This is a genomic window from Olleya sp. Hel_I_94 (assembly GCF_007827365.1).
Taxonomy (GTDB): Bacteria; Bacteroidota; Bacteroidia; order Flavobacteriales; family Flavobacteriaceae; genus Olleya.
Genome location: NZ_VISI01000002.1, coordinates 1,118,358 through 1,145,342 on the forward strand (window position 1 = coordinate 1,118,358; position 26,985 = coordinate 1,145,342).

General features: G+C 31.4%; 32 protein-coding genes. 16 read left to right on the top strand and 16 right to left on the bottom strand.

All coding sequences use genetic code 11. From position 1 onward, the window contains the following. Window positions 1-126 precede the first annotated feature (126 nt). On the bottom strand, window positions 127-2,280 hold the full coding sequence (locus tag JM82_RS08115) for a TonB-dependent receptor (RefSeq protein WP_145002242.1): 2,154 nt from the start codon (window positions 2,278-2,280) through the stop codon (window positions 127-129). 268 nt (window positions 2,281-2,548) lie between these two features. On the opposite strand from JM82_RS08115, the gene JM82_RS08120 reads away from it, so the two are divergent. Genes JM82_RS08120 through JM82_RS08130 form a run of 3 tightly spaced genes read left to right on the top strand, consistent with a single transcriptional unit; the run spans window position 2,549 to window position 4,140 of the window. Continuing rightward, window positions 2,549-3,043, top strand: coding sequence for an RNA polymerase sigma factor (locus tag JM82_RS08120; RefSeq protein WP_028281693.1), 495 nt, complete (start codon window positions 2,549-2,551; stop codon window positions 3,041-3,043). 3 nt (window positions 3,044-3,046) lie between these two features. Then, window positions 3,047-3,679 carry a hypothetical protein gene (locus JM82_RS08125; RefSeq protein WP_145002244.1) on the top strand — a complete coding sequence of 211 codons (633 nt, stop codon included), beginning with the start codon at window positions 3,047-3,049 and terminating at the stop codon, window positions 3,677-3,679. Beyond that, complete coding sequence (locus tag JM82_RS08130) at window positions 3,679-4,140, top strand: hypothetical protein (protein ID WP_145002246.1); 462 nt, start codon at window positions 3,679-3,681, stop codon at window positions 4,138-4,140. The genes JM82_RS08125 and JM82_RS08130 overlap by 1 nt, the downstream gene beginning before the upstream one ends. Window positions 4,141-4,151: 11 nt before the next feature. Here JM82_RS08130 and JM82_RS08135 read toward each other — a convergent pair whose 3' ends face one another. Then, on the bottom strand, window positions 4,152-4,955 hold the full coding sequence (locus JM82_RS08135; protein ID WP_145002248.1) for a lysophospholipid acyltransferase family protein: 804 nt from the start codon (window positions 4,953-4,955) through the stop codon (window positions 4,152-4,154). A 47-nt stretch (window positions 4,956-5,002) separates the two neighbouring features. Further along, window positions 5,003-5,644 (bottom strand): NUDIX hydrolase, encoded by a 642-nt coding sequence (locus JM82_RS08140; RefSeq protein WP_145002250.1) that lies wholly within the window; start codon window positions 5,642-5,644, stop codon window positions 5,003-5,005. Window positions 5,645-5,651: 7 nt separating this feature from the next. On the opposite strand from JM82_RS08140, the gene JM82_RS08145 reads away from it, so the two are divergent. From JM82_RS08145 to JM82_RS08160, 4 genes are all read left to right on the top strand, one after another. Continuing rightward, a complete protein-coding gene (locus JM82_RS08145; RefSeq protein ID WP_145002252.1) occupies window positions 5,652-6,338 on the top strand; it encodes a peptidylprolyl isomerase in 687 nt (228 codons plus the stop codon). A 42-nt stretch (window positions 6,339-6,380) separates the two neighbouring features. Next, on the top strand, window positions 6,381-8,534 hold the full coding sequence (locus tag JM82_RS08150; protein WP_145002253.1) for a M3 family metallopeptidase: 2,154 nt from the start codon (window positions 6,381-6,383) through the stop codon (window positions 8,532-8,534). A gap of 110 nt (window positions 8,535-8,644) precedes the next feature. Beyond that, window positions 8,645-9,010, top strand: a complete 366-nt coding sequence (locus JM82_RS08155) for a DUF2200 domain-containing protein (protein WP_145002255.1) — start codon at window positions 8,645-8,647, stop codon at window positions 9,008-9,010. A 106-nt stretch (window positions 9,011-9,116) separates the two neighbouring features. Next, window positions 9,117-9,443: a DMT family transporter gene (locus tag JM82_RS08160; protein WP_145002257.1), complete on the top strand. Its 327-nt coding sequence runs from the start codon at window positions 9,117-9,119 to the stop codon at window positions 9,441-9,443. Here the strand turns inward: JM82_RS08160 and JM82_RS08165 are convergent. Beyond that, complete coding sequence (locus JM82_RS08165; RefSeq protein WP_145002259.1) at window positions 9,440-10,042, bottom strand: trimeric intracellular cation channel family protein; 603 nt, start codon at window positions 10,040-10,042, stop codon at window positions 9,440-9,442. The genes JM82_RS08160 and JM82_RS08165 overlap by 4 nt on opposite strands. Before the next feature lie 193 nt (window positions 10,043-10,235). Here JM82_RS08165 and JM82_RS08170 point away from each other — a divergent pair, with 193 nt between their 5' ends. From JM82_RS08170 to JM82_RS08180, 3 genes are all read left to right on the top strand, one after another. Further along, complete coding sequence (locus JM82_RS08170) at window positions 10,236-11,483, top strand: OmpA family protein (protein WP_186439199.1); 1,248 nt, start codon at window positions 10,236-10,238, stop codon at window positions 11,481-11,483. A gap of 103 nt (window positions 11,484-11,586) precedes the next feature. Continuing rightward, window positions 11,587-12,054 (top strand): DUF2141 domain-containing protein, encoded by a 468-nt coding sequence (locus JM82_RS08175; protein WP_145002264.1) that lies wholly within the window; start codon window positions 11,587-11,589, stop codon window positions 12,052-12,054. 138 nt (window positions 12,055-12,192) lie between these two features. After that, entirely contained in the window at window positions 12,193-12,612 is a 420-nt protein-coding gene (locus JM82_RS08180; RefSeq protein ID WP_145002266.1) for a BLUF domain-containing protein, read from the top strand. 25 nt (window positions 12,613-12,637) lie between these two features. Here JM82_RS08180 and JM82_RS08185 read toward each other — a convergent pair whose 3' ends face one another. Both JM82_RS08185 and JM82_RS08190 read right to left on the bottom strand, forming a co-directional pair. Beyond that, window positions 12,638-13,294, bottom strand: coding sequence for a class I SAM-dependent methyltransferase (locus JM82_RS08185; RefSeq protein WP_145002268.1), 657 nt, complete (start codon window positions 13,292-13,294; stop codon window positions 12,638-12,640). Between the two features lie 124 nt (window positions 13,295-13,418). Then, complete coding sequence (locus JM82_RS08190; RefSeq protein WP_145002270.1) at window positions 13,419-13,898, bottom strand: Dps family protein; 480 nt, start codon at window positions 13,896-13,898, stop codon at window positions 13,419-13,421. Between the two features lie 104 nt (window positions 13,899-14,002). On the opposite strand from JM82_RS08190, the gene JM82_RS08195 reads away from it, so the two are divergent. Beyond that, a complete protein-coding gene (locus JM82_RS08195) occupies window positions 14,003-14,944 on the top strand; it encodes a hydrogen peroxide-inducible genes activator (protein ID WP_145002272.1) in 942 nt (313 codons plus the stop codon). A 28-nt stretch (window positions 14,945-14,972) separates the two neighbouring features. Here the strand turns inward: JM82_RS08195 and JM82_RS08200 are convergent, their stop codons facing one another. The 7 genes from JM82_RS08200 to JM82_RS08230 all read right to left on the bottom strand — a co-directional run bounded on the left by JM82_RS08200 (window position 14,973) and on the right by JM82_RS08230 (window position 20,096). Beyond that, on the bottom strand, window positions 14,973-15,959 hold the full coding sequence (locus JM82_RS08200; RefSeq protein WP_409994625.1) for a hypothetical protein: 987 nt from the start codon (window positions 15,957-15,959) through the stop codon (window positions 14,973-14,975). Beyond that, entirely contained in the window at window positions 15,937-16,983 is a 1,047-nt protein-coding gene (locus JM82_RS08205; protein WP_145002274.1) for a cytochrome-c peroxidase, read from the bottom strand. Before JM82_RS08205 ends, JM82_RS08200 begins: the two co-directional genes overlap by 23 nt. Before the next feature lie 62 nt (window positions 16,984-17,045). Further along, window positions 17,046-17,849, bottom strand: coding sequence for an MbnP family protein (locus JM82_RS08210; protein ID WP_145002276.1), 804 nt, complete (start codon window positions 17,847-17,849; stop codon window positions 17,046-17,048). Window positions 17,850-17,919: 70 nt separating this feature from the next. After that, complete coding sequence (locus JM82_RS08215) at window positions 17,920-18,315, bottom strand: hypothetical protein (protein WP_145002278.1); 396 nt, start codon at window positions 18,313-18,315, stop codon at window positions 17,920-17,922. A gap of 89 nt (window positions 18,316-18,404) precedes the next feature. Then, window positions 18,405-18,602 carry a hypothetical protein gene (locus JM82_RS08220; protein ID WP_028281676.1) on the bottom strand — a complete coding sequence of 66 codons (198 nt, stop codon included), beginning with the start codon at window positions 18,600-18,602 and terminating at the stop codon, window positions 18,405-18,407. 147 nt (window positions 18,603-18,749) lie between these two features. Further along, window positions 18,750-19,580 carry a TIGR00266 family protein gene (locus tag JM82_RS08225; protein WP_145002280.1) on the bottom strand — a complete coding sequence of 277 codons (831 nt, stop codon included), beginning with the start codon at window positions 19,578-19,580 and terminating at the stop codon, window positions 18,750-18,752. Window positions 19,581-19,640: 60 nt separating this feature from the next. Next, window positions 19,641-20,096: a DUF4442 domain-containing protein gene (locus tag JM82_RS08230; RefSeq protein WP_145002282.1), complete on the bottom strand. Its 456-nt coding sequence runs from the start codon at window positions 20,094-20,096 to the stop codon at window positions 19,641-19,643. A 144-nt stretch (window positions 20,097-20,240) separates the two neighbouring features. Here JM82_RS08230 and JM82_RS08235 point away from each other — a divergent pair, with 144 nt between their 5' ends. The 4 genes from JM82_RS08235 (at window position 20,241) to JM82_RS08250 (ending at window position 23,968) form a co-directional block, all read left to right on the top strand. Continuing rightward, complete coding sequence (locus JM82_RS08235) at window positions 20,241-20,687, top strand: DUF4870 domain-containing protein (RefSeq protein ID WP_145002284.1); 447 nt, start codon at window positions 20,241-20,243, stop codon at window positions 20,685-20,687. Window positions 20,688-20,754: 67 nt separating this feature from the next. Then, window positions 20,755-21,099, top strand: coding sequence for a PadR family transcriptional regulator (locus JM82_RS08240; protein WP_145002286.1), 345 nt, complete (start codon window positions 20,755-20,757; stop codon window positions 21,097-21,099). After that, window positions 21,092-22,942: a PspC domain-containing protein gene (locus JM82_RS08245; RefSeq protein ID WP_145002288.1), complete on the top strand. Its 1,851-nt coding sequence runs from the start codon at window positions 21,092-21,094 to the stop codon at window positions 22,940-22,942. Before JM82_RS08240 ends, JM82_RS08245 begins: the two co-directional genes overlap by 8 nt. Before the next feature lie 201 nt (window positions 22,943-23,143). Further along, window positions 23,144-23,968 carry a GIN domain-containing protein gene (locus tag JM82_RS08250; protein WP_145002290.1) on the top strand — a complete coding sequence of 275 codons (825 nt, stop codon included), beginning with the start codon at window positions 23,144-23,146 and terminating at the stop codon, window positions 23,966-23,968. 80 nt (window positions 23,969-24,048) lie between these two features. Here JM82_RS08250 and trxB read toward each other — a convergent pair whose 3' ends face one another. Beyond that, window positions 24,049-25,032: a thioredoxin-disulfide reductase gene (gene trxB / locus JM82_RS08255; RefSeq protein WP_145002292.1), complete on the bottom strand. Its 984-nt coding sequence runs from the start codon at window positions 25,030-25,032 to the stop codon at window positions 24,049-24,051. A gap of 178 nt (window positions 25,033-25,210) precedes the next feature. Between trxB and JM82_RS08260 the strand changes: the two genes are divergently transcribed. Next, window positions 25,211-25,594 carry an arsenate reductase family protein gene (locus JM82_RS08260; protein ID WP_145002294.1) on the top strand — a complete coding sequence of 128 codons (384 nt, stop codon included), beginning with the start codon at window positions 25,211-25,213 and terminating at the stop codon, window positions 25,592-25,594. Between the two features lie 11 nt (window positions 25,595-25,605). Here the strand turns inward: JM82_RS08260 and JM82_RS08265 are convergent, their stop codons facing one another. Then, window positions 25,606-25,764 carry a DUF1328 domain-containing protein gene (locus JM82_RS08265; RefSeq protein ID WP_145002296.1) on the bottom strand — a complete coding sequence of 53 codons (159 nt, stop codon included), beginning with the start codon at window positions 25,762-25,764 and terminating at the stop codon, window positions 25,606-25,608. 137 nt (window positions 25,765-25,901) lie between these two features. Further along, window positions 25,902-26,978 carry a DNA topoisomerase IB gene (locus tag JM82_RS08270; RefSeq protein WP_145002298.1) on the bottom strand — a complete coding sequence of 359 codons (1,077 nt, stop codon included), beginning with the start codon at window positions 26,976-26,978 and terminating at the stop codon, window positions 25,902-25,904. Window positions 26,979-26,985 lie beyond the last annotated feature (7 nt).

Below are 26,985 nucleotides of genomic sequence, written 5' to 3' on the forward strand. Positions count from 1 at the left end.
ACTTCCTCAACATCACTTCGAGTGGTTAGTGAGGTACGAACAAATTGTATCGAGAAGTTATTCACACTGTTACAATTCTTAATACATTTCTTCTAAAGTCGAAGCACTGGAACCGATGTGATATACCTACAAATTATCTAACTGATTATCTGTACCTTTTTCACTTATTGTCCAAAAGAAACCTACAAAGAAAAACTGATCTGCAGCTGGACGCAAGGCACGTCTATTAAACTGACCATTTATATTTGGTGTATCTGAATATTGATAACCATTAACATTTGTAAACCCTAAGGCATTATTAACTGAAAAATACAGGATTTTTTGAGGACTTAAAAGGTAAGCCCAATTAACACTTAAACTATTATAAGCTTTTGTTTTTTGGTTTAGAAAACCTATCAGATTTGGATCTGTATACGATCTACCTGAAGCAAAATTATAACTAAGTCCTACTTGACTTTTCCAGCTGTCAATCCAATACTTTCCAACTACAGACAGATTATGTGTGTTAGCAAAATTAGGTTGTGCAGCTGTTGGAAAATTTTTATAATCTCGTTTAGTATCCAATAAAGAATAACTTACCCAATAATCAATATTTTTGATACTTTTATTATCTCTAAAAAATAAGTCTAAACCTTTAGCATATCCACTACCAGAGTTATTAAAGTTAGTTTCAAAAGTTGTAAAGTCAGTATCATATTTTACCAAATCACTATACTTTTTGTAATAGGTTTCGGCTCTAAATATTTTACCATCTGCATTAAACTGATAATTTAAAATATAATGTTGGGCTTGTTGTGCTTCTAGGTTTTGATTAAACTTTAAAATAGCACTATTTGGTTGCTGAAAAAAGTTACCATACGCTAATGACAACTGACTTTTACTGCCTGTTTTATAAGCTAAGGATGCTCTTGGAGATAATGTAGCTTTATCAAATAAGGCACTATACTCTGCACGAAAACCTGCTTTTAATGCTAAATTTTTAGAGAAGAAAATATCAGCCTCAGTATAGGCTGCAGTTAGGTTATTGTTATAACCATAAGTGACGTTATTAATTATCGCATCGTTATAGTCTTCGCTGAATTGCGACGCAAACTGTTCTGCACCAAAATTTAATTTAAACCGATTACTAATATGGTGTTTAAGTTTGATTTTTGCGTGTACAGAATTTTCAGTTGACTGAATTTTACTATCTAAAATATTAATTTTTCCTTTTGCGTACGTATAACTAAACCCACTAGCTAATGTCCAATTGCTATTTAAAACTTGGTTATATGAACCATTAAAATAAAAATTCTTGTTATTTAAAGTTAATGGTAAACCATCCTCAAGATTTATATCTTCTTGATTTAGACTAAAATCTGAAGTATCAAATGCACCATAAAGTTTAAGTAATCCATTGTCTGTTTTATGTCTAAAAACCGCTTCTCCAGAAAAGGTTTCGAAAGGTTTTTTCCAATCGTTACGATCATCAAACACTTGTAAATAAGGTGATAAATTAATGTAAGACGCATTAACGCTTAGGCTATTTTTACCCCAAATTTGGGTATTTCCTAAACTAGCTCCAACACTCATGATACCAATATCTGTTTTTTCTTGATCTGGTTGATTAATAGTATTAAGCTCTAATACACTTGATAAAGCTTGTCCATATTCTGCACTATAACCTCCTGTAGAAAATGTAATTCCGTCAAACAAAAACGGAGAATAGCGACCACGTGTTGGAATATTATTTGTGGTTGGAGCGTATGGTGTAAACACACGAATACCATCGATAAATATTTGTGTCTCTTCCGCGTCTCCACCACGCACAAATAAGCGTCCATCTTCTGATACTGTTGTTGTGCCTGGAAGTGTTTGTAATGCGCCAACAAAATCGCCTAATGCACTTGCAGTAGTAACTACATCTAATGGTTTTAATACTGATATTTTACTATTATCTCCTGCCGCAAAGGTACCTGCTGACAGTACTACAGCGTCCAAAGTATTAACATCGTCTTTTAATACAATTTTTAAATCTTGTAATGCTGCAACCTCTTTGGTTATAATAAACGTCTCAAAAGACACAAAAGAGATGACTAAACTTTGCTGTCCTGTGTTACTTGTTCTAAAACTAAAACTACCATCTGCCAATGTGCTGGCTCCATCATAAGTGCCTTTTAGGTAGACATTAGCTCCAAGTATGGGTTGTTTGTTTACATCTGTTACTGTACCAAAAATTGTGGTTTGTGCTTGCGTGATTAAACTGATTAATAGGATTACAATGGTAATAAAAGGTTTCATAATATTTAGTTCGAGTTTTGATTGTTTGATGGTACAAAGATGTCTGGATGACTCTTGATTTAAAATAAAATAATCCCGAAGTGTTGATTTTTAAGGATGAGTTGCGTTAGCGGTTGTAGTGGTATCCTTTTTTTTGCTGCCATATATGGCAAAAAAAAGATTTAAACGGAAAACGCGACCCTTGTGGTAACGCCCAAAAAAATAATTTTAAATTTGTGTAACATCTTTATATTTTTAACTACTAATAGTTAAACCAACCAAATAACCATTGAGTAAACCACTAGAACAAAATTTTGTCGAATTGCTTGAGCAGCATCAAAACATTGTGCATAAAGTTTGTAGACTTTATACCAATAATTATGATGCGCACAATGATTTGTTTCAGGAAATAACCATCCAATTATGGAAGGCTTTCCCGAAATTTAGAGGTGATAGTAAGTTTAGTACTTGGATGTATCGTGTGGGATTAAATACTGCAATTACGCTATATCGCAAGTCTAAACGGACTATTAATACTCAACAATTTGATACTGTACAATTTAAAATTAGTGCTGAAGAGTATGACAGTACAGAAGAGGACCAATTAAAATTATTATATAATGCTGTCCACCAACTAAATGATATTGAAAAAGCATTAGTTTTTTTATATCTAGAGGACAAAAATTATAAAGAAATAAGTGAAACAATGGGTATTACTGAAGTTAATGCTAGAGTGAAAATGAACCGAGTGAAAACTAAATTAAAAACCATTTTAAATCCGTAACCTATGGATGAATTAGAATTATTGAAGAAGGATTGGGTTAAAAGTGATGCTAAATTTGAAAAAAAATCTGCCTCGCAAATCTACCCTATGTTGTTAAAAAAGTCGTCTAGTATTGTTAAGACGCTATTTTATATAAGTGTTGCCGAACTAGTTTTTTGGATTGTTATAAATGCGTTACCGTTTGTAATGTCTGATACGTATCGTGCTAAACATGAAGAATTATATAGCAGTAATTTGTTTATAATTTTAAGTGTCCTATCCTACGCTATTATTATACTATTTGTGTATTTATTATATAAGTCATACAAATCTATATCTGTGACTGATAATGCTAGACGTTTAATGAAAAGCATTATTAAAACTAGAAAGGTAATTAAGTATTATGTGCTGTACAATCTAATCATGGCATCTGTATCTATGATATTTGGTTTTTATTACTCTAGTAAACATGATCCCAAATTAGTTGAAAAAATTGAGCATTTTAATAATACGCAATTTATGGTCATGGTTGGTGTGTTTACTTTAGTGACAGTTATTTTTGTTACTATAATCTGGTTGTTTTATAAATTAATCTATGGTATTTTATTAAAACGATTAAATAGAAACTACAACGAGCTTAAAAAAATAGAAGTATAATGCAGACTTTTGATAACTACATTACTTTTTTTAAAGGCTTAAAAACTGAATTATCTATAAAAAAGGAACGTCGTATATACGACAACTTTATTAGAGTATTTAACGATTTAAATCTGCGTGATTTTAACGATGCAGAATTAAAATCGATACATAATGAGCTGGAGCTAATTAACTTACAATCTGACACAAACACTAAGGTTTTGTCTAAAAAATTACAACAGTTATTAGCTTATTTAAAACAGAAGTTTAATTTAATTACTATTGGTCATTACGCCAACACATACATGCCAATAGGTATGTGTCTTGGATTAGTGTTTGGTATGGCTTTAGGACCATTAAGCTTAACTTTTGGGCTACTAATAGGTATGGTAATTGGTATGGCTTTAGGATCCGAAAAGGACAAAAAAGCAAAAGCTGAAGGTCAGGTTATGGATGTAAAAACGTCTGAAAGCTGTATTTAACCTAACTACTATTACCCTAAAAATTCACGTTGTTTATTAAGTTCTTCTTGAGCTAATAATTCTGCTTGAGGTATCACTTTTAAAAACGATGGATGTTGCTCAATAGCATATTCAATTTGCTCTACAATATCAGCAATAGAGTCGTTTTCGTAATCAATTTTTAAGGGTTCTTTAATCTCAAAAGATTGATAAACATTTTTCTTTTTAATACGTAATCCTTTTTTGTCAAAACTACGTCTAAATCCATCAATTACTATAGGTACGACTATTGGCTTATGACGTTTTATAATGTGCGCTGTTCCTTTACGAATTGGTTTAAAGGGTGTGGTTGTCCCTTGTGGGAATGTAACTACCCATCCATCATCCAATGCTTTTTTAATAGCCGAAATGTCAGACATTTTAACTTGTCTATTAACGTCTTTACCTTCGCTACGCCAAGTACGCTCTATACTAATAGATCCTGTGTATGCAAATATTTTAGGTAATAATCCAGCCTTCATTGTCTCTTTAGCTGCAACGTAATAAAAATTTAATTTTGGATTCCATAAATAACCTACATTTTTAATCGTGTCCTGTCTATCACTTAATGCTGCATTAAAGACATGAAACATTGCAATTACATCTGCAAAGTACGTTTGGTGATTAGATATAAATAATACGTTTGTATCTGGTAAGTTTCTTATAATATCAGACCCTTCAATTTGTAACTCATTAAACCCTCTATAACGTCTATGTGTTAAGACACCAAGGATTCTAATCAACCATTTTTTAACAAAAAGTATATGTCCGAAAGGATTTTTTTTAAATAAACCCATAGTTTTATTTTACATTTAGTAAATACAAATATAGAAAAACCTTTACGTTAAAGGGTTGCTTTTAACAAGTCTTTGACTTCGCTAAGCATCATAGCTGTTGCTCCCCAAACCAAATGATTACTCAAATTAAAGGCAGGCACCTCAACCTCAGCACCATAACTAGTCTTAACTTTTTTGGAAGTTAAATTACCATCGCTTAACAAATCCGTTAGATAAACCTCTAACAAATCCTCTACTTCTGTATCTTGTTTAGTAAATATTGGTGTTTGAGAAGCCAATCCAATAAACGGTTGAACATAAAAATTACTTGGCGGAATGTAAACTTGTGTTAGTTTTTTATAGACCGTAACTAATTCTGGATGTACGCCAACTTCTTCATGCGTTTCGCGTAATGCTGTATGCATCAAATCCTTATCCTCTAACTCAACTTTTCCACCCGGAAAACCAACTTGTCCTGAGTGAACTCCTTTATACGTTTTTCTTAAAATTAAAATAAGTTTAGTTTGCGCTTCCAAATCCGGATAAAACAAGGCTAAAACTGCACTTTGTCTGGCATTTTTGATATTATCACCTTGTTGCTTGACTAAATCTTGCCTGTATGGTGGCACCATTTTAAGCTGTGATGCTTCGGCTGGCAATGGTATATTTTTTATTTTTGGTAACGCTATGACAAATTCATTAAAATTCATTTTAAAAATGCGCGTATTATTATTGGTTGGTTTTTGTTTAATCTTTCTTAATTGTGAAGATAAACAATCCAAATCTAAATCGACAACAAACTTATCTAATACAACTATTGATACTATAAAGAAAGACACCACTCCAACGCGTAAATATCCTTACTTGACAGAGGATAACGCAATGGACTTTTTTTTAGAATACGAGACTAAAAACAAAGAAAACAAAGTGCGGTTGGTAACAAGCATGGGTAATATTGATATTTTATTGCATGACATTACAAAGTTTCATCGTGCCAATTTTATTTTTCTGACTAAACAAGGTGCGTTTGACAATACGCAATTTCATCGTGTGGTTAAAAACTTTATCATTCAAGGTGGTAATACAGACAATGTAAAAGTTGCTGCCAAACGTGGTAAAATTGGTCATTATCTATTACCAACAGATACCAAACGTGGATTTACACATAAAAGAGGTGTAATCTCTATGCCTAGTAGTGATATTGAAAATCCACATAAATTAGCCTCTCCTTACGAGTTTTTTATTACTCAACAAGATGCGTTTCATTTAGATGGTGACTTTACTATTTTTGGAGAAGTCATCAATGGTTTTGATGTTGTTGATAAGATTAATGCAGTAACTGTTGACGAGTCTGATTGGCCACTTACCAATATCTATATTAAAACAGTCAAAATTCTAGAATAGTGACTTACTTTTAAGTATTTTTAAGCTATAATTAACTAAACTATGAAAACAAATGCAATTTACTGCATCCTAACTTGTACTATCATTTTACTAAGTACTAGTTGTAAAAAAGATGCTACAACCAACAACAATTATAAACCTATGAGTGATAACCTATTACTTAAAGACTTTACAGGACCTTATGGTGGTGTTCCTGCTTTTGACAAAATGAAAGTTGACCAAATCCAACCTGCTGTTTTAGAAGGCATTGAAGAAGGTCTAATTGATATTGAGACTATTGCAAATAATAAGGAAGCACCATCTTTTAAAAATACTATTGAAGCTATGGAACGTGCAGGTCATAGCCTAGATAATGTATTTACGTATTATGGTATTTTTAGTAGCAATATAAGTAGTCCAGAATTTAGAGATGTGCAAAGTGCTTTAGCTCCTAAATTATCTGATTATACTTCTAAAATTAATCAAAACGAAGCTTTATTTAAACGTGTAAAAGCTGTTTATGATGCCTCACAAACCAACCCGCTTCCTGCAGACCAGCAACGTGTTACAGAACTGGTTTACAAGCGTTTTGAGATGAATGGAGCCGAATTAGACGACGCTAAGAAAAAACGTTATGCTGAAATAAATAAAGAATTATCCACACTATATAACAAATTTGGAGATAACGTTTTACATGACGAAGAAAACTATATCACATATTTAACTAAAGACCAACTTGACGGATTAAGTGATGGTTTTATAAAATCTGCAGCAAAAATAGCAACAGATAATGGTAAGGATGGCATGTATGCTATCACAAATACAAGATCTTCAATGGATCCATTTTTGACTTATAGTACTAAACGTCAATTGCGCGAGCAAGTTTGGACCAACTACTACTCTAGAGGAGATAATGGAGATGCTTATGATAATAAAGCGCTTATCGCAGAAATTTTAAAACTTAGAAGAGAGCGTATAAAATTATTAGGCTACTCTAATTATGCCGAATGGCGTTTGCAAGATCGTATGGCAAAAACACCAGAAAACGCTATGGCATTAATGGAAGCTGTGTGGCCTGCAGCTATTGCAAGAGTAAAAGAAGAAGTTGCAGATATGCAAGCTGTAGCTGATGCTGCTGGTAAAAATATAGAAATTGCACCTTGGGATTATCGTTTTTACGCTGAAAAAGTACGTCAAAAAAAATACGATTTAGATAGTGACCAGGTCAAACAATACTTACAATTAGACAAATTAACACAAGCCTTATTTTATACAGCTGGACGTTTATTTAATTATAAATTCACTCCAGTGCAAGAAGGAAAAGTACCTGTTTTTCATGAAGACGTTAAAGTTTGGGAAGTTACTGATTTAGATTCTGGAAAACACATTGGACTATGGTATTTAGATCCATTTGCTAGACCAGGAAAACGATCTGGTGCGTGGGCTACAACCTATAGAAGTCATACCACTTTTGATGGTCCAAAAACAGTATTAGCATCTAACAACTCTAACTTTGTAAAAGCTGCTCCAGGCGAAGCAGTTTTAATATCTTGGGATGATGCCGAAACTTTCTTTCATGAATTTGGACACGCATTACACTTCTTTTCATCTAATGTAAAATACCCAACATTAAATGGAGGTGTTAGAGATTATACTGAGTTTCAGAGTCAATTATTAGAACGTTGGTTATCTACAGATGAAGTTATTAATCAGTTTTTAGTGCATTATAAAACAGGAGAACCAATTCCTGAGAAACTTGTTGCTAAAATCAAAAAAGCAGCAACATTTAATCAAGGTTTTGCTACTACAGAATATCTAGCATCTGCCTTAATGGATATGAAATTACATTTAGCAGACCCAACAGATATTGATATTGCTAAGTTTGAAACAGAAACTTTAGCGTCACTTAACATGCCAAAAGAGTTACCAATGCGTCACAGAACACCACATTTTGGTCACGTGTTTTCTGGCGAAGGGTATGCTACAGCTTATTATGGTTATATGTGGGCAGATGTCCTAACTAGCGATGCTTCAGAAGCATTTAAAGATGCGCCTGATGGCTTTTATGATAAAGCTTTAGCAGATAAATTAGTTAAGTACTTATTTGCACCAAGAAATAGTATGGATCCAGCCGAAGCTTATAATTTATTTAGAGGTCGAGGTGCTAAAATTGAAGCTTTAATGCGTGATAGAGGTTTTCCGGTTACAACAAATTAATAATTTATTATAGTTTAATAAAATAGCCCTATTTATAATTTCTAAAACTTATTTATAGGGTTATTATTTTTTTAAAGATAGCTATTGAAGCTTTCAAACATTTTAACAATATGATAGTTACTGCTAAACAAGATGAAAGAATTGCTAAAATGACTTTTGCTTCCGTATATCCACATTATGTAACTAAAGTAGAAAAAAAAGGACGTAAAATTGAGGAATTACATCAAGTCATCCAGTGGTTGACAGGCTACAATTTTAAAACAATTGAAACCTTAATTGACAAAAAAGTATCATTTAAAACCTTTTTTGAAGAGGCGACACTTAACCCAAATGCTAACCTTATTACAGGTGTAATTTGTGGTTATCGTATTGAGGACATAACGTTTCCTTTAACACAGCAAGTAAGGTACTTAGATAAATTGGTCGATGAATTGGCTAGAGGTCGTAAAATGGATAAAATTTTAAGACAGAATTGATACTTTATAACTCTATTGTTGTTTCCCTCATTCAATCATCCTTTGTTATATTAAATCTATTTAAATACTTTATTTTTGGTTAAAATTAAATAACTCTGCTAAATATATGAATTGGATTATTTTAATCATTGCTGGATTATTTGAAGTAGCTTTTGCTGCCTGTCTTGGTAAAGCAAAAGAGTCTAGTGGTACAATTGCCACCTATTGGTATATTGGTTTTATAATATGTCTAGCTATAAGTATGTTATTACTTTTAAAAGCTACCAAACAACTGCCTATAGGAACAGCCTATGCTGTATGGACAGGTATTGGAGCTATTGGGACAGTTATTTTAGGGATTGTAGTTTTTGATGAGCCTGCAACTTTTTGGAGACTATTTTTTATATCCACTTTAATAATATCTATAGTAGGATTAAAAGTAGTTGCTAATTAGTCTTTATATAAATTAGGTAAACTAATTTTAAACTTTACAGCAATGAGTCTTACGGTTATTACTACTGCTCCAGCAATTACAAAAACAAAATCTGATGCTATGGGTAATTTAATGACAACAAAATAGGTCGCTCCACCCAAAATACAAGCTGTTGCATACACTTCTTTTCTAAAAATCACAGGAATTTCATTACATAAAATATCTCTAATTACACCTCCAAAACAAGCACTCATTGTACCTAAAAAAATGCAAATAATAGGATGTAATCCAGCCGAAATTCCTTTTTCAACGCCAACAACTGTATACAATCCAATACCAATAGTATCAAATAAAAACAAGGATTTACGTAAATAATCAATTTTAGATCTAAAAACAACAGCAAAAATAGTAGATGCTATAACAACGTAAATAAAAGTCATATCCTTCATCCAGCTAACAGGTGTTTCGCCAATTAAAACATCTCTTAAAGTACCTCCTCCAACAGCTGTGACAAATGCGATAATTAAAATACCAAAAGCATCCATACGTTTATTTAGCGCTACCAACACACCTGAAATTGCAAAAGCAATTGTTCCTAAAATATCTATAATGTAAAACATAGTAAATTTAAAAAGCAAAATTAGTTTTTATAAAATAAACCTAAGACCTTAAACTATAATAATTATCAAAATTGGATTTAACAAACGACTTATACTAGTTAATCTGTCTAAGCTAACCGTTAATCTTATTAGTTTTAATATTATTATTATTTAAACTATATTGGTCATGCTATTAACCAATATTCTAAAAAAAATGAAACGATTAGTTTTACTACTAACTGTTGTTCTGCTACTATCTGTATCTCAAAATTTACAAGCGCAAGATGTGTATTCTCCATGGACAGCCAGTTTAAGCACTAATGCAATTAATAATCCTGTATTAAAAGCACCCAATAATTTAGGACGTTTTAAAACTTGGAATTGGGAAGCTGCTGGTTTTAAAGGCGCAATTTCTAGACACCTAACAGGTAATTTATCTTTGGAAGGTTCTGTAACATTGACAGGAATCAAACAAAACTATATTGATGTTGACAAAAAGTTTTCATTAATAGCTTTAGATGGTCTAGCTAAATATAACGTTATAAATAATTTTAATGTAAACCCTTATGTTGCTATAGGAGGTGGATTAACTTGGGTTGATACACTAGGTAAATCACTTACAGCAAATGCTGGTGTTGGATTAAATGTTTGGTTGACTTATAATTTTGGATTGACAGGTCAATCCATATATAAACATGCACTGGATGATTATGGTATAAGCCACTTCCAACATTCTGTTGGTATAATTTTTAAATTTGGTGGAACAGATAACGACAACGACGGTATAATTAATAAAGAAGATAATTGTCCTAATGTATTTGGTTTAGCAATGTTTAATGGTTGCCCAGATACAGATAAAGATGGTATAATGGATCAAGAAGATAATTGTCCAGATATCGCTGGAACTTTAAATGGTTGTCCAGACGCTGATAACGATGGTGTTGCAGACCCATATGACAAATGTCCAAATTTTGCTGGAGACAAAACTAATAACGGTTGTCCTTTACCTGATACCGATAATGATGGTGTACCAGACAAATTTGACAAATGTCCCTCTGTTAAAGGACTAAACAACAATAATGGTTGTCCTCCTGAAGCTGATATTAATCAAATAAATATAGCATCTAAACCAAAAGCTGTTTTAATTTATTTTGAATTAAGTAAATCTGAAATCACAGCTGAAAGCAAAAAAATATTAGATAATGTTGCCTCTTACATCACAAAATCAAACATTAAAACTTACGAAATATCAGGACACACAGATAATACGTCCTCTGCAGAAACTAATTTAAAACTGTCTTTAGCTAGAGCCAATGCTGTTAGAGATTATTTAGTTGCAAAAGGTATTGATAAAACCAAACTAATAACGCGAGGTTTTGGTGAAGAATTTCCTGTTGATTCTTCTAATACGGAAGAAGGCAGACATAAAAACAGACGTGTAGAAATCATACCAATGATTTAATTCTACAATTGAACTATAAAAAATAACAGTTGAGTACAGTTTTTTAGTCTAATAGTTGTCTTTATTGCAAATTTGAAGTGTTAACCAATTAAAACAACACCTTATGAAGACTTTTAAAACATCTAAAAAACAGTACTTAACTTTTGTAAATAGCTTAGTAGTTTTTATTCTTAGCATTTCATTTTCCTTTGCACAAGTAGATGCTGATGAAACTACAGATACTGGTCAAACTATCACTGTTGTAGTTAATAAAGTAAAAAACAATTCAGGACAAATAATGTTTGCTTTGCATACCAATGATACTTGGATGAAAAGTCAAGGCATACAAAATATAAATAGCTCGATAAAAGATAATACTGTAACGGTAACTTTTAAAAATGTAAAACCTGGTGCATACGCAATAATGGTATTACATGATGAAAATGAAAATAATCGTATGGATTTTGAAAACGGTATGCCTCAGGAAAACTATGGTATGTCTAACAATCCGCTATCTTATGGTCCTCCTAATTTTTCTGAAGCTAAATTTGAAGTAACTAATAAAAATTTAAACTTTGATGTACGCTTCTAGGACTATCCAAAAAACAAATTAAAATAAAGCCACTATATCGTGGCTTTTTTAATTTTGCATTTTTTTTCAACATTATCTTTTTTTTTGATTAACTTAGTGATAACCAACGCTCTTAATTACCTACTTAATAATCAATATATGACCTATCGTCGAATAATTTACTCTAGTCAAGCCACACAACATTTTAATAAACGTGATTTATTAGATTTATTACATGACGCACGTGCATTTAACACAATAGATAATATTACAGGTGTCCTAATGCATAAGGATGGTTTATTTGTTCAGGTTATAGAAGGAGACCATAATATTATTGACGACCTGTTAAACCGTTTACGTCGAGATATAAGACATAGTAAAATCAAAATAATTGATGATCAAACAGTAAAGACTAGACTTTTTGGTATTTGGAGTATGGGTTGTGCAGATTTTGATGATCCTTCATTAAGTTTAATTCCAGGTATAAGAACAGATTTAAGCGATCCTAAGGTTGTAGAAGATTTAATTAATAGACTTCCACAAGTTGCAGACATATTATTAGAAAACATTGCTATGTAAATCTGACCCTATTTTAAGTAATAATTTATTGTAGTGTATACTTAGTTGTTACAATTTTACCTTTCCCTTCTTTTAAATTTATAGTTAAAAGCGCTTCTTGAGATGTAATCTTAAAATTAAAAGGTGCTTTTAAAACATCCAAACCACTCTGCTTTTTAAGTCTAATACCTTGTCCCGAAATTATATCTTGATTAGGTATAAAATCAAATGATGGAATATGCTCTGTAATGATAACATATTTGTAAGCCTTTAGCTTTTGCAATATGTTTTTAACTTCTTTGTTAGATAAATGTTGTAAAACTTGCCTAATTAAGGCACAATCTGCAGACGGTAATTCGTCTAAAGCAATATCCAAACAACTAAAGGACAAGTTATTTGCTATAAAATTGCTTTTGTTATAATCAATCAAGCTTGGTACAATATCTACAGCAAAATATTTACTAGCATAATTGTACAAATTACTTCCAATATTAAAATCGCCACAGCCTAAATCGCAAACACTTATTGGTGTTTTGAATGTTTTTAAAAAAGATACAATAACCTCTATATAAGGATTAACCAAATCCGGATTATGCGAACCTTCACCTGAATAAAATTCTGACGCATTACTTCCCCAAAGGTTTAATTTATAAACCTGTTCCATAGCTGCTTTGGTTGGCCAAGGTGTTTTTGGAGTCTTCATTATCTTAACTATTAACACACAAAATACTTACTTTATATAAGTATATTTAGCAAACCTACAAAAACTATGTTTCAAAAAAAAAGAGCTACTTATGTAGCTCTTTTTTAATCAAAAATTAATGTCATTATAAGCTTTTACCTAACCAAGCATTCATCATCCAAATGGTTTTTTCTTGCTCAGAGATAAAATCGCTAATCATAGCGTTAGTACCTTCATCATTTGCATCTCCAGAAGCATCCAAAATGTCACGTTCTAATTTTAATAATTCTGTTAAAGATGTTACAATTAAAGCTACAGCGTTTTCATCTTTAGATACATTATGTCCTACTGGTACTTTAGCTATTTTAACGTAGTCTTCAAAAGTATGCAATGGTGTTTCTCCTAAAGTTAAAACACGCTCTGCAATTAAATCTACTTTCATGTTTGCATCTGTGTATAACTCTTCAAACTTAACATGTAACCCAAAAAAGTTTTTACCTTTAATATTCCAGTGGATTCCTCTTAAGTTTTGATAATATATCTGAAAATTAGCCAGTAATTGATTTAATTGATCTGCTAATTCTTTAGTTTTTTTTGTGTCTAGTCCTAAGCTATTGTAAGTCATAGTATTGTTTTTTATTTGTTTAACCAAATTTACAACTAAATAAACCAATTAATATATAAGTTTTATTGATAGATTTTATATTTTTATAGTCTTAAACTATATCGATGACAATAACTCAATTATCCTATGTACTTGCTGTTGCAGAAAATCAAAATTTCACAAAAGCAGCTCAAAAGTGCTTTGTAACACAGCCAACCTTAAGTATGCAAATACAAAAATTAGAAGATCAATTAGATGTTTTAATTTTTGATAGAAGTAAAAAACCAATAGAGTTAACAGAAGTAGGTAAAAAAATAGTAACCCAAGCTAGAAATATAGTTAATGAATCCTACAGAATCCAAGATATTGTAGATCAAGAGAAAGGTTATATAGGTGGCGAATTTAAGATTGGTATTATCCCAACCGTTATGCCAACATTATTACCTATGTTTTTAACCAATTTTGTTAAAAAATATCCTAAGGTTAAACTTAAAATTGAAGAGTTAACTACCGAAGAAATAATATCTAGAATTAACGATGGTCATTTAGATGCTGCAATTGCTGCAACACCTTTAGAAAACGAAAATATTAAAGAACGCGTCCTATATTTTGAACCATTTGTTGCTTACGTACCACAAAATCACAGGTTAAAAAACAAGAAAAAGTTAGAAACCTCTGACTTAGAAATAGATGACATGCTTTTACTAGAAGATGGTCATTGCTTTAGGGATGGTGTTATTAATTTATGTAAAGCTTTTAAAAACCATAGTGACGATAAGTTTCAAATAGAAAGTGGTAGTATAGAAACTTTGGTTAAATTATCTAACGAAGGTCTAGGCATGACATTAATGCCTTATTTACATACCTTAGACTTAAATGATAGAGATAAAGAGAATCTACATTATTTTACAGAACCTTCACCTGCAAGAGAAGTTAGCTTAATATATCATAAAAGCGAGCTTAAAATGCAAATTATTGAAGCAATGCAAGACGTGATTTCTGGTATTGTTAGAGGTGCTATTGCTTTTCAAAACGTGCAAATAATTAGTCCTGTATCTAAAAAATAAAAAAAAGCGACCAAATGGTCGCTTTTTTTTAAAGAGCAAAATTGACATAAACGGACAATCGCTGTTTGGACTGTACATTATCACCAAATAAGTTTTGACTAACTGGTAATGTGTAGCTAGCTCCAAAGATAAATTTTTCGATAGCCAACTCGGATCCAAAGCTAAAGTTTAAAATATCTCCATCTGTATCTCTTAACGTTTCGTCGTATTGTGTAATAGAATCATATACATCTCCTGAAAGTCCAACAAATGGCATGATATTCATTTTTTGTCGCGGAATTGCAGTAAAAAAGTTTACCGCATAACTAAATTGATCTCCAAATTGGTAGTCATTTTTATTTTCGCCTTTTAAATAATAGCTAAGTAGCGTATTGACACCAAATTTATCACTTCCATAATTATAACCTAAAGAAAAAACACCATCAACACTACCTGTACCAACTTGAAATCCAGGATTAATATTATCTGCTAATCTTTGTTCAAACTGGCCAGTGGGTAATTTAACACCTAAACCAAACTGCAGACTATGACCTGATGGTTCTTTATTAGGATTAAAGTCTACGACGTTTTCATCTTTCTTTTTATAAAACACGTGTTTGTACCATCCTATAACACTTGCATCTCCTAATCCGTTTAAATTTTCTTTTACGTTATTAAAGTCTCTTGTCAAATCTTGATATGGTAGACTTGTAGTGACATAAAAAGAATCATTAATTGGTATTTGAGCCCATAATTGTATGGTATTAAAGGTTTCCTTGCTTATTGGAGAGTTTTCAAAAATCCCGTTTTTAGACTCAAAATTTTGATAAATATATCTTAAACCAACAAAGTTAGCATTGCTTAAAGTTCCAAAACCAAAACTTCCGCTACTTGTAGAGCAGCCACATAAATCACACAATACCTGAAATGGTTCATGTTTATTACAAGGGTTTACGGGATTATGTGCTTCCGCTTTAGCGACACTAAATAAAACGACTCCTATTATTAAATATTTAATATTCTGCAAAACGCTCATCTTCTAAAAATTGATTATCGGTTAATGTTTTTAAGAAAGCTATTAAACTCTCTTTTTCGTATGCTGAAAGTGAGATACCGTAAGTCCCATCTGTTTTTTGTAATGACGCATCCACATTACCATTATCCACAATACCAGAATTGTAAAAATCTAAGACGACTTCTAAGGTAGAAAAACGTCCATCGTGCATATAAGGATAAGACACCTCTACATTACGTAAGCTTGGCACTTTAAACTTATACAAATCGTCTGGGTTTTCTAGTATATTAAAACGTCCTTTATCGTTTAATTGCGGATTAATTGGCAAACCATTGTTTCTAAAGGTTTGATCGGTAAAAAGGTCTGAAGCATGACAGCTTGAGCACTTATTTTGAAACGTATTTAGACCATCCAACTCTGTTGTTGTTAATGTAACATTATCTTCTTGCCTAACATACTTGTCGTACTTAGAGTTAGAAGAAATCATCATTAACATAAATTGAGACAATGCTTTTAACATGTTTTCCGTATTGACTTCTCCTCCATCAAATGCTTTAGCAAATTGCTCTTGATAATAACTGTCCTGTTGTAATTTTACAATAACATTGGATAAGGTTTCACCCATTTCTAACTCGCTAGTAATAGGAAGTATGGGTTGCAAATCCAAATGCGATGCTGCACCATCCCACATAAAGGATGTTTGATAAGCTAAATTTTGGATAGGTTGTGCATTTCTTAAACCAATTCCTCCATTTACACCATGACTTAAATTATGTCCATGGTGTGTAAAAGCAAAAGCTTGCTCATGACAAAAAGCACAAGCTATTGCACCATTAGAGGATAATTTACCTTCGTAAAATAGTCTTTTACCCAATTCAAAACCAGCGTCTGTTATGGGATTATTATCCAAATTATAAGTTATATCTGGAAAATTGGATGGCAAATCTAACTGTAAAGGTATGGGAACATAGTTTGCTGTATCTGTACTATTAGAACACGCAAACAGTGTAACCAAGCCCAAAATTATAAGGCTTAACTTTTTCATAATAATGAGATTTAAAACACCATTAAAAGCACTTAGCCTTTAATGGTGTTATTAGATAAGTTTTAATCGTTATGTACGTGATGTACCTCAAACATTGTAGCTATGTTTGTTGCGATTATTGGTGTCTCATTAACATCTGTATGTACTTGATCATAACCATCAGCAAAATTAGCTGTTGTTGTACCATCAAAAACTTTAGCTATATCTGCCTTAATATGTACTTCTGGTGTTTTATCTGCTCTAACCAAAACTGTATTTGGAAAACTTAACGTTACTTCCTTATAATTATCTAATGCTGTCCCAACGCTTCCCATATGCACTGCTAATGGTTGGTCAGACACTGCACTTGTAGAATAGGTACCATCTAATCTTATAAATTTATATCCCGAAGCCCAACTCCACATCATACCTTGGTCTGTTGCATAGTCTAAAAAAGTACCTTGACCTGCTGCACCTAAAGCAAATCTGTCTTGGTCAATCCCTACACCAAAAGTAACAGATACGTAATCTGCTGCGTCCACACCTTCTAATGTCACAAAGATTTCGCCTGCGTTATTACCATCAAGCTCGTTGATAATAAAAACGTTATCCTCTGTTGGATATTCAAAAATATTACCATTAGAATCCGTAAATCTTACGTTACTAATCATGTATTTTAACGTTTCTAATTTAAAAGATTCTGAATTAGATTTATTGTAAGTGGTACCAAATATAAAATCCTGATCACCAACTCCATTGTCATACTTAAGTGTAATAACACCTGTTTGTCCTGTTAAATCTTCTGGTTGATTATTATCATCGTCTGATGAACATGCTGTAAATATTGCACACACTAATAGTGCAAATGTGTATTTTAATAATTTCATTTGTATTGTTATTTTTTATTTAAATAGAATGTAATTAAGCCTGTTTTGGCTTAAGTCGAAAAATAAAAAATTATACTATTGGAGGTTTAAAATGAAAATAATCAAAGTTGTAAGAATACCTTTGGTTATAAATCGTTGTATTTTTTTGATTAAAAAACACTAGCGAAGAAGCGTCTAGAGCATATTGGTATTCCAAGTAAAATACAGGGAAAAAAGACTCTGCCAAAGTAGTTATAGCTTTACTATCATTATCATCACTTATTGGTGATTGCAATTGTTTTGCTAAATGACATTTACCATTACAAGCTAATTGTGGTTTTTCTTTATTAACACAATAGGTATCTATAATGTAATCTATATTTAACTGAAAATAGGCCACATAACCAACGTAATACATAGGTCGTATTGCAAAGGATAAAAACAATAATATTGTAAACAGCTTTTTCAGAAAAAATAATTTTTGCAAAGTTATAGCATTTAGTTCAAATTTATAACATTACTTAAGTTATTTATATAAAAAAAACGACCTGTTGGTCGCTTTTTAGTTTTATATTTTTAAGTGTTTAGATATATTAAACATTGGTCTAATTTTGGGTTTTGCTGTACTAAAGACTCAATATACACTTTAAGCTCTTCTACCTCATATGGTAAAAGTCGCTCTAAGGCTTTTTGGACTTCTTTGCAAAACAACGTGGTATCAAAACTAACTTTTTGCAGTACAGTTTTAGTGTACTCAAACATTGCTCTTGCCATAATTAATTATTAGGTTTAGTTAAATAAAAAGTAATAGTATGCTATAGGCAAACGGTTTAAAAGTTTCGATTAAAGGTAGCAAAAAAACAGGTTCAAAATTGATGTATCCAAAATTTTAACAGTTAAAAACACGTTAAAATTATTTACTTAGAAGCGATTATCACCATCCAATAAGTCTCCTAAACCACCAAGAATACTACCTTCGCCTTTGCTTTTCCCTCCTCTTGGTACACTTTGCAATACACGTCCTGCTAACCTACTAAATGGTAACGATTGTATATATACGACGCCTGGACCTTCTAATTTTGCAAAAAACAAACCTTCACCACCAAAAACGGTATTTTTAATACCTCCAATAAACTCTATATCATAATTCACGTCCTGAGTAAAGCCAACTATACATCCTGTATCAACCCTTAATGTCTCTCCTCGTTGCAATACTTTTCTTGCTAAAGTTCCTCCTGCATGTACAAAAGCTAATCCGTCTCCTTCTAATTTTTGCATTATAAAACCTTCGCCTCCAAAAAGACCACGACCTAATTTTTTACTAAATTCTACACCTACACTAACACCTTTAGCTGCACATAAAAAAGCATCTTTTTGACATATAAACTTACCTTTGTATTCCAGCAAATCAATAGCTACAATTTTTCCAGGATAAGGTGATGCAAAACTTACTTTACGCTTTCCTGTCAAGTTGTTGTAAAATGCTGTCATAAACAAACTTTCTCCAGTTAACAATCGTTTTCCTGCTCCAAATATTTTTCCTAAAAAACCAGAATCGTTTTGAGAGCCATCACCAAATATGGTTTCCATTTTAATACCATCATCCATCATCATAAAGCTTCCTGCTTCTGCAATAACGCCTTCTTGCGGATCAAGTTCTACTTCTACATATTGCATTTCTTCGCCATAAATTTTATAATCTATGTCATGTGCATTTAAACTGTTTTGAGGTAATTCGTCTTTTGGATACATATTTGTAAAGTTTTAATTTATTATATGTTGCTTAATTGTACAATTTGTTACAATTGGAGTTTAGCTTTTTACTTTAATAGACCATTCAAAATTAAATGTTGATACTACTACTCCATCAGCATTAGTACCAATAGCCTGCATCCAAATAGTTTGACCTTCTCCAGTTTTTATAGCATTTTGTAATGCTTGATCTACTTTTAAACCATCATTACACACAAAGGTAATTCTGCCTGTCGCCTTTTTAGTAAACGTGGCATTATTAGAGGTGACTAACATGGATACTTTTTTACCTGTTTCTTGTATTTTCATCATCATCATGGCACCAGTTGCAAATTCCGCAGCCATACCTTGAACAGCCCAAAACATAGAATTAAAAGGGTTTTGATTAAACCATCTATGTTTTACAGTTGTTACGCATTGTGTATCATTTAAAACTTTTGTTCTAACACCACACAAAAAAGCTGATGGTAATTTAAGCATTGTAAATGTGTTAAGTTTACTAGGAGTTATTTTCATTATATATTCGATTTTCAGCTAAATTATCGAAAATAATTGACATTACACTATGTTAAAAATATGTTAATTTTTAGTACTTTGTATTGCATAATACCTTTTTAAAGATATATATTTGCATAAGAAACTATTATATACTTTTGAATTATGGTTACCAGTCATCAAAAAAATCTAGCAACATTTATTCATTTATCAACTTTTTCTAGGTTTATATTTCCTTTCGGAAATTTAATAGCACCAATAGTATTATGGGTTGCTAATAAAGATAAATCAGAGTTTATTGATGCTCATGGTAAACAAGCTATTAATTTTCAGTTTAGCATTTTATTATATGCTGTAATCATAGGCACATTATGTATACCGTTTTTTGCTTTCACTTTATTTAACCATTTAGACTTATTAGATTTTCAGGCTTTTGAAGGCATTAATATTAATCTTACCAAACCGTCACCTCTATTTTATATTGGTGGTAGCATTGGACTACTGGCAGTATTTGGTTTTATATTAGAAATTATTTTTATAATTAATGCAAGTCTAAAAGCAAGAGATGGTCAAGCATACAAATATCCATTTACAATAAAATTTATCAAATAACACACATCATCAATCAATCAAATCATCAAAAAACGAACAGTTTAATTATGAAACATCTTACAGAATTATGAAGATAGAAAACACAAAAGCACAAATGCGCAAAGGTGTTCTGGAATACTGCATCTTGTCAGTCTTGAAGGACGAAGATGCATACGTTGCCGAAATATTAGAAACACTTAAAGACGCTAAATTATTAGTTGTTGAAGGCACAATATACCCTTTACTAACACGACTTAAAAATGCTGGATTACTTAACTATCGTTGGGAAGAATCCACCTCTGGACCACCACGTAAGTATTACGGATTGACAGAAACAGGTCATCTTTTTTTAAAAGAATTAACCACGACTTGGAACGAATTACAAAATGCAGTAAATATAGTAACATCAATTAAATCAACTAAAAATGAATAAGACAGTCAATATAAATTTAGCAGGTATATTTTTTCATATCGATGAAGATGCATACTTAAAACTGCAGCGTTATCTTGAGGCTATAAAACGTTCATTTACAGACTCTCAAGGTCGTTCTGAAATTATCGCTGATATAGAAATTAGAATTGCAGAGTTATTTTCTGAACGCATGAAAACAGACCGACAAGTTATTGGTAATAAAGAAGTTGAGGATGTTATTACCATCATGGGACAACCAGAAGATTATTTGGTAGATGACGAAATATTTGAGGACGAACCTACTCCAAAAAGTCATGCTTCATCAAGATCTAAAAACAGTAATGCTAAAAAACTATTTAGAGATACCGAAAACAGCTATGTTGGTGGTGTCTGTTCTGGATTAGCACACTACTTTAATATTGATGTTATTTGGGTAAGATTAGTTTGGATACTTTTAGTATTTGGAGCTGGTACTGGTATTTTCTTGTACATATTATTATGGATTTTTATTCCAGAAGCAACCACGACTGCTGATAAATTAAACATGACTGGAGAGGAAGTCACTATTTCTAATATCGAAAAAAAAATTAAAGACGGATTTGACAGCGTATCAGAGAATGTAAAAAATATAGATTTTCAAAAACATGCGGACAAGTTTAAAGAAGGGTTTGGACAGGCGTCAGACAACATATCAGATTCGGTAAAAAAGATAGATACAAATAAGATCAAATCTAGTAGTAAATCCTTTTTTGGAGGTTTAGGAAACGTTATTTCATCTTTATTTAAAATATTTTCTAAATTTATTGGTATTGCACTTGTAGTATCATGCGTTGCTGGTATCATAGCTTTAGCAATTGGTTTAATATTTGGGACCTTTTTTAATGCCGATTTTGGCTTTTTTACCACAGATTATGTTAGAACATTCAATGATGGTGATGGGCTTTTTTGGTTATTTCCAGTCTTAATATTTATAGTATCTGTTATCCCAATTATTTTCTTTATTTACTTAGGCTTAAAAATATTAGTAAACAACCTAAAACCAATGGGTAGTGTTGCTAAATATAGTTTAATTGGATTATGGATTATGGCAATAATTGGCTTAGCCATTATTGGTAGAAGACAAGGCTTAAGCTATAAAGAAAAAGCTGCAGACATTAAAACAGAACAATTAGCAAACATTAAAACTAATGATACTTTAGTGATTAGCATGAACTATAACGACACCTTTGCTGAACGTTTTAGACGTGATTATGGATTACAACGTGCTGACGACGATAACGGAAACGAGGTTGTGTTTTCTCAAGGGATCAGACTAATTGTTAAGTCTACTAAAGATAGTGTTGCTAAACTTAGAGTGGATAAATCTGCTAGAGGAAGCAGCTACAGTAAAGCTAAAGACAGAGCAAAAAACATAAGCTATAATTACACTTTAAATAACAACAACTTAATATTAGACAACTACTTTACGGTATCTAACAATGACATTTCAAGAGATCAAGAAGTAGAACTAACGATTTATCTACCAGAAGGAAGCGTATTATTTGCTGAAGAAAGCACTTATAATTACCACAGAAACAACAGTCATTATTATAACGATATTTTAAATAACGGAATGGAAGAACACTTTTTACTAGTAAAACGTGCTAAATTAGAATGTTTGGATTGTGATGACGATAATGACATGGCTTCAGATAACGACAACACCTCAACCATTGTTGTAAATCAAGAAGGTATAGTGGCAAAAACAGACACTATGGATGTTATTATTAACGACGAAGGTGCAAAAGCAAGTACAAAAAACGTAAAAGTCACTATTAATGAAGAAGACGGAATTAATATAACCAATAATAAAGATCAAAATTAAACCATAATCATTAATCAAATCAAAAACTAACCATTATGATCACATTAATCGAGTATCTAGTAACCTCCATCGTGTCTATTTTATTTTAAACAGGACGGATAATTTTATCAAAAATCAATCAAAAAAACCAGCCATCTCAAGCTTTAATCAAGTTTGGGATGGTTTTTGCTTATATTTGTACTAACAAATCAAAATACATAAATGTCAAAACAATTACTTACAATATTATTACTTCTTGCAACTACATTTACGTTTGCACAAAAAAAAGAAAAGGTTAAAGGTAGTCGTGTCCTTACCAAAGTATCCACTCCTGTCAATGCTTTTCAGCGTTTAGTTTTAACAGAAGACTTTGAAGTTAATTTAGTACAAGCAGATTCTACTAGAATTGAAATTACTACAGACGAAAACTTACATAATTACATTAAAATAATATCTCAGGATAACACCTTAAGTTTAAAAACAACTGCAAGATTGCAAGAAAAAAAACTTGAAATAACCATATTTTATAATTCGCTTTTAAATACTATCGAGCTTAAGGAGGATGCAGAAATCAGCTCTAAATCTAGCTTAAAATTTGATGACCTAACATTAACAACCTCTAGTAGTACAGAAGCTTACTTAACAATAGACAGTAATTTATTTAAATTAATAAATAATGATAAAGCTAAAGCTGAATTAAATATTACTGCAAAAGCTGCTACTTTAGAGCTAAACGGAAGCAGTAAGGTTGAAGCATTAATTAACGCGTCTAAAATAGTCGTTGATATGTTAGAGAGTGCGGATGCAAAAATTGAAGGTGATACAGCTAATTTAATATTAAATGCTGATAACTCGACGGATTTTAATGGCCAAAATTTAACATCAAAAAACGCAACTGTAACTACAGAAAATAGAGCTGAAGCTTACGTAGATGTTAGTGGAGAATTAGTGGTAAAAGCCTCAGGATCTTCAATAATAGAAATCTTTGGAAGCTCTAAAATCACAATTGAAACCTTTGAGGATAATGCTATTTTAAAGAAAAAATAAGACTATTGTATTCCGAAAATATATGAATAAAAAAAACCGAAGCAATTGCTTCGGTTTTTTTTTATTTTAAAATTTAAATACTAGTTATAAGTAGAAGTGCTAACCTCAAAAGAAGAATCTTTAGCTGCTAAATAACGTTCTGCATCTAAAGCTGCCATACATCCTGTACCTGCTGCTGTAATAGCTTGTCTGTACACATGGTCTGCAGCATCTCCACTAACAAAAACACCGTCTATATTTGTCTTAGATGTTCCTGGTTTAGCATTAATAATGTAACCTGTTTCATCTAAATCTAAAAAGCCTTTAAAAATATCTGTATTAGGTTTGTGTCCAATTGCCACAAAAAATCCAGTTGCTGGAATTAAGTGTGATTGCTTTGTTTGATTATTTAAAACTTTAACACCTGTTACAACCTGACCGTCACCAATAACTTCTTCCGTTTCGGTATTATAAAGGATTTCTATGTTTTTAGTATTTTTAACACGTTCAGCCATAATTTTAGACGCTCTAAACTCATCACGTCTAACTAACATGGTTACCTTAGTACATAATTTTGATAAGTAATGAGCTTCTTCACAAGCACTATCTCCTGCTCCCACAATTACCACTTCTTGATTTCTGTAGAAAAAACCATCACATACAGCACAAGCAGAAACTCCACCTCCTAGTTTTAAATATTTTTGTTCAGACTCTAAACCTAAATATTTAGCACTTGCTCCAGTTGATATAATTACGGTATCACAGTGGATTTCTTTTTCACCATTAACCCATACTTTATGTACATCTCCAGAAAAATCTACCTTAGTAATCCAACCATCTCTAACATCTGTTTCAAAACGTTCAGCTTGCTTTTGCAGCTCCATCATCATTGCTGGACCAGTAATACCATCTGGATAACCAGGAAAATTCTCAACTTCGTTTGTAGTTGTTAATTGTCCACCAGGCTGTGTTCCTTGGTATAAAACAGGTTTCATATTAGCTCTTGCTGCATATATTGCTGCTGTATATCCTGCAGGTCCAGAACCTATTATCAAACATTTTACTTTTTCTATATTCTCTGACATATTATATTCATTTTTATCTTCTACAAAAGTAGAATTTTTATAAGAAAACTTACACTAGACTTATTAAAAGTTATTATTAAAGAATAAAGAGTTCTTATAGTCTATTTTTTTTCTTTTTTTTAAGAAAACTTTATTTGAAATATTCTAACTTGAAACTCTAATTTAATTTTAAAAACCAATGGGTGTGATAGCGACCAACACTAATAAAAATACATTTTACTATAATTCTAACTCTAATGTAGATAAACAAACATTAACGTACATTCAAGATAGTGTAAAAAAAACGTTAACAATTGATATTTCAAAAACTAAAGTTTCTGACACTCAATGGATAGAAATTGCTGCTAAATTAAATATAGCTGTAGCTGAATTAATAAATAAGGAGCATCCAGATTTTACTAAAAATTATGATAATAAAGCGGTATTAACGGATGAGGATTGGATTAAAGTAATACAAAATAATCCAGAAGTACTTGCTAATTCTATATTAGTAATTGAAGATAAATTTTATAAAATTGAAACACCATCTCAAGTAAGACAGCTTTTAGGTACTAATAGTTAATTTATAAGTTTTTAATGTTCTGATATAAACTTGTAAACTGTACCAATAAATAAAGCTACAAATACAAAAAAACACAGCTTAGCCAAAAATGCTAAGTTTCCTGCTAGATCACCAAAACCAAAAATAGCTGATATAAATGCAAGAATTATAAAAAAAATAGTCCAGCGCATAATTAATTGTTTTAAATATTATTCAAATTTACAATTTATGCAACCTTATATAATACTGTTTAACACTCATTTACAAAGACTTTAACTGCACTTAACATAAGCACACTGCTATTTAAGACGTTATTAAGAAATCCCAATTAAAATTCTGGCTGATATGATTTTAAAAGTCGCATTAAAGCGCTTTCCATGGGTGTGAAGTGACTTAAAATTTGTTTCTTTTTTTTAGGAGATTCAAAATAGTTCACAATGGTACCTTCTTCGTAGTTTTTAATAATTGCAGGATGTATATAATATTTACGACAGACATTTCTTGTATTTCCTAATTGACTAGAGGTAACATCCATGGCGTGTAAAATATGTTCCTTATTTAATTTTGGATCTTCTGTGTATCCTAATTCCTTCAAGGTTTCAAAACAAATTATACTTGCAGCCCATGTCCTAAAATCTTTTGCAGTAAAAAGCGTCCCACTTAAATCCTGTAAATACTTATTTAACATAGCACTATCAACCTTTTGTTTTTCCCCATTAGCATCGTAATATTGAAACAACTCCCAACCAGGAATTTCTTCACATTTATTAACTAATTTTATTAGCTTTTTATTTCTAATAGAAACTTTGTGCGCTTTACCTTTTTTACCAACAAATTCAAACTGAATTTTATCCTTAAAAGTATTTACATGTTTTGACCTTAATGTAGTAAGACCATAGGTTTCATTACGTTTAGCATATTGTGTGTTACCAATCCGTATATGTGTTTCTTCCATTAATCTTACAATCAATGCTAATACTTTGGTTTGCGTCCATGTAGTTTGGTCCAAATCAACCTCTACTTGTGCTCTTATATTAGGTAACTGTTGCCCAAAAAGATACATTTTATAAAATTTGGTTTGATTTCTAATTTTATTCCATTTAGGATGGTACCTATATTGTTTTCTATTTTTAGCATCACGACCTACCACTTGTAGGTGACCGTTTTCTAACTGAGAAATTTTTACATTATTCCACGCTGGAGGAATAACCAACTGTTTAAATCTGTTTATTTCATTTTCCTCCTTGATGACTCTATTTCTAAGTTTAAAAATAAAGTCATCATCTAAGCGTTCTCTAATTATCTTTAAATGAGAAGGATTGGTATAAACCAAATCAAATTCTTCTATAACCTGTTCTGGCTGTAAAAGAATTTGATTGTAAATATCTGTATGTAAAGCTTTCACTTATAAA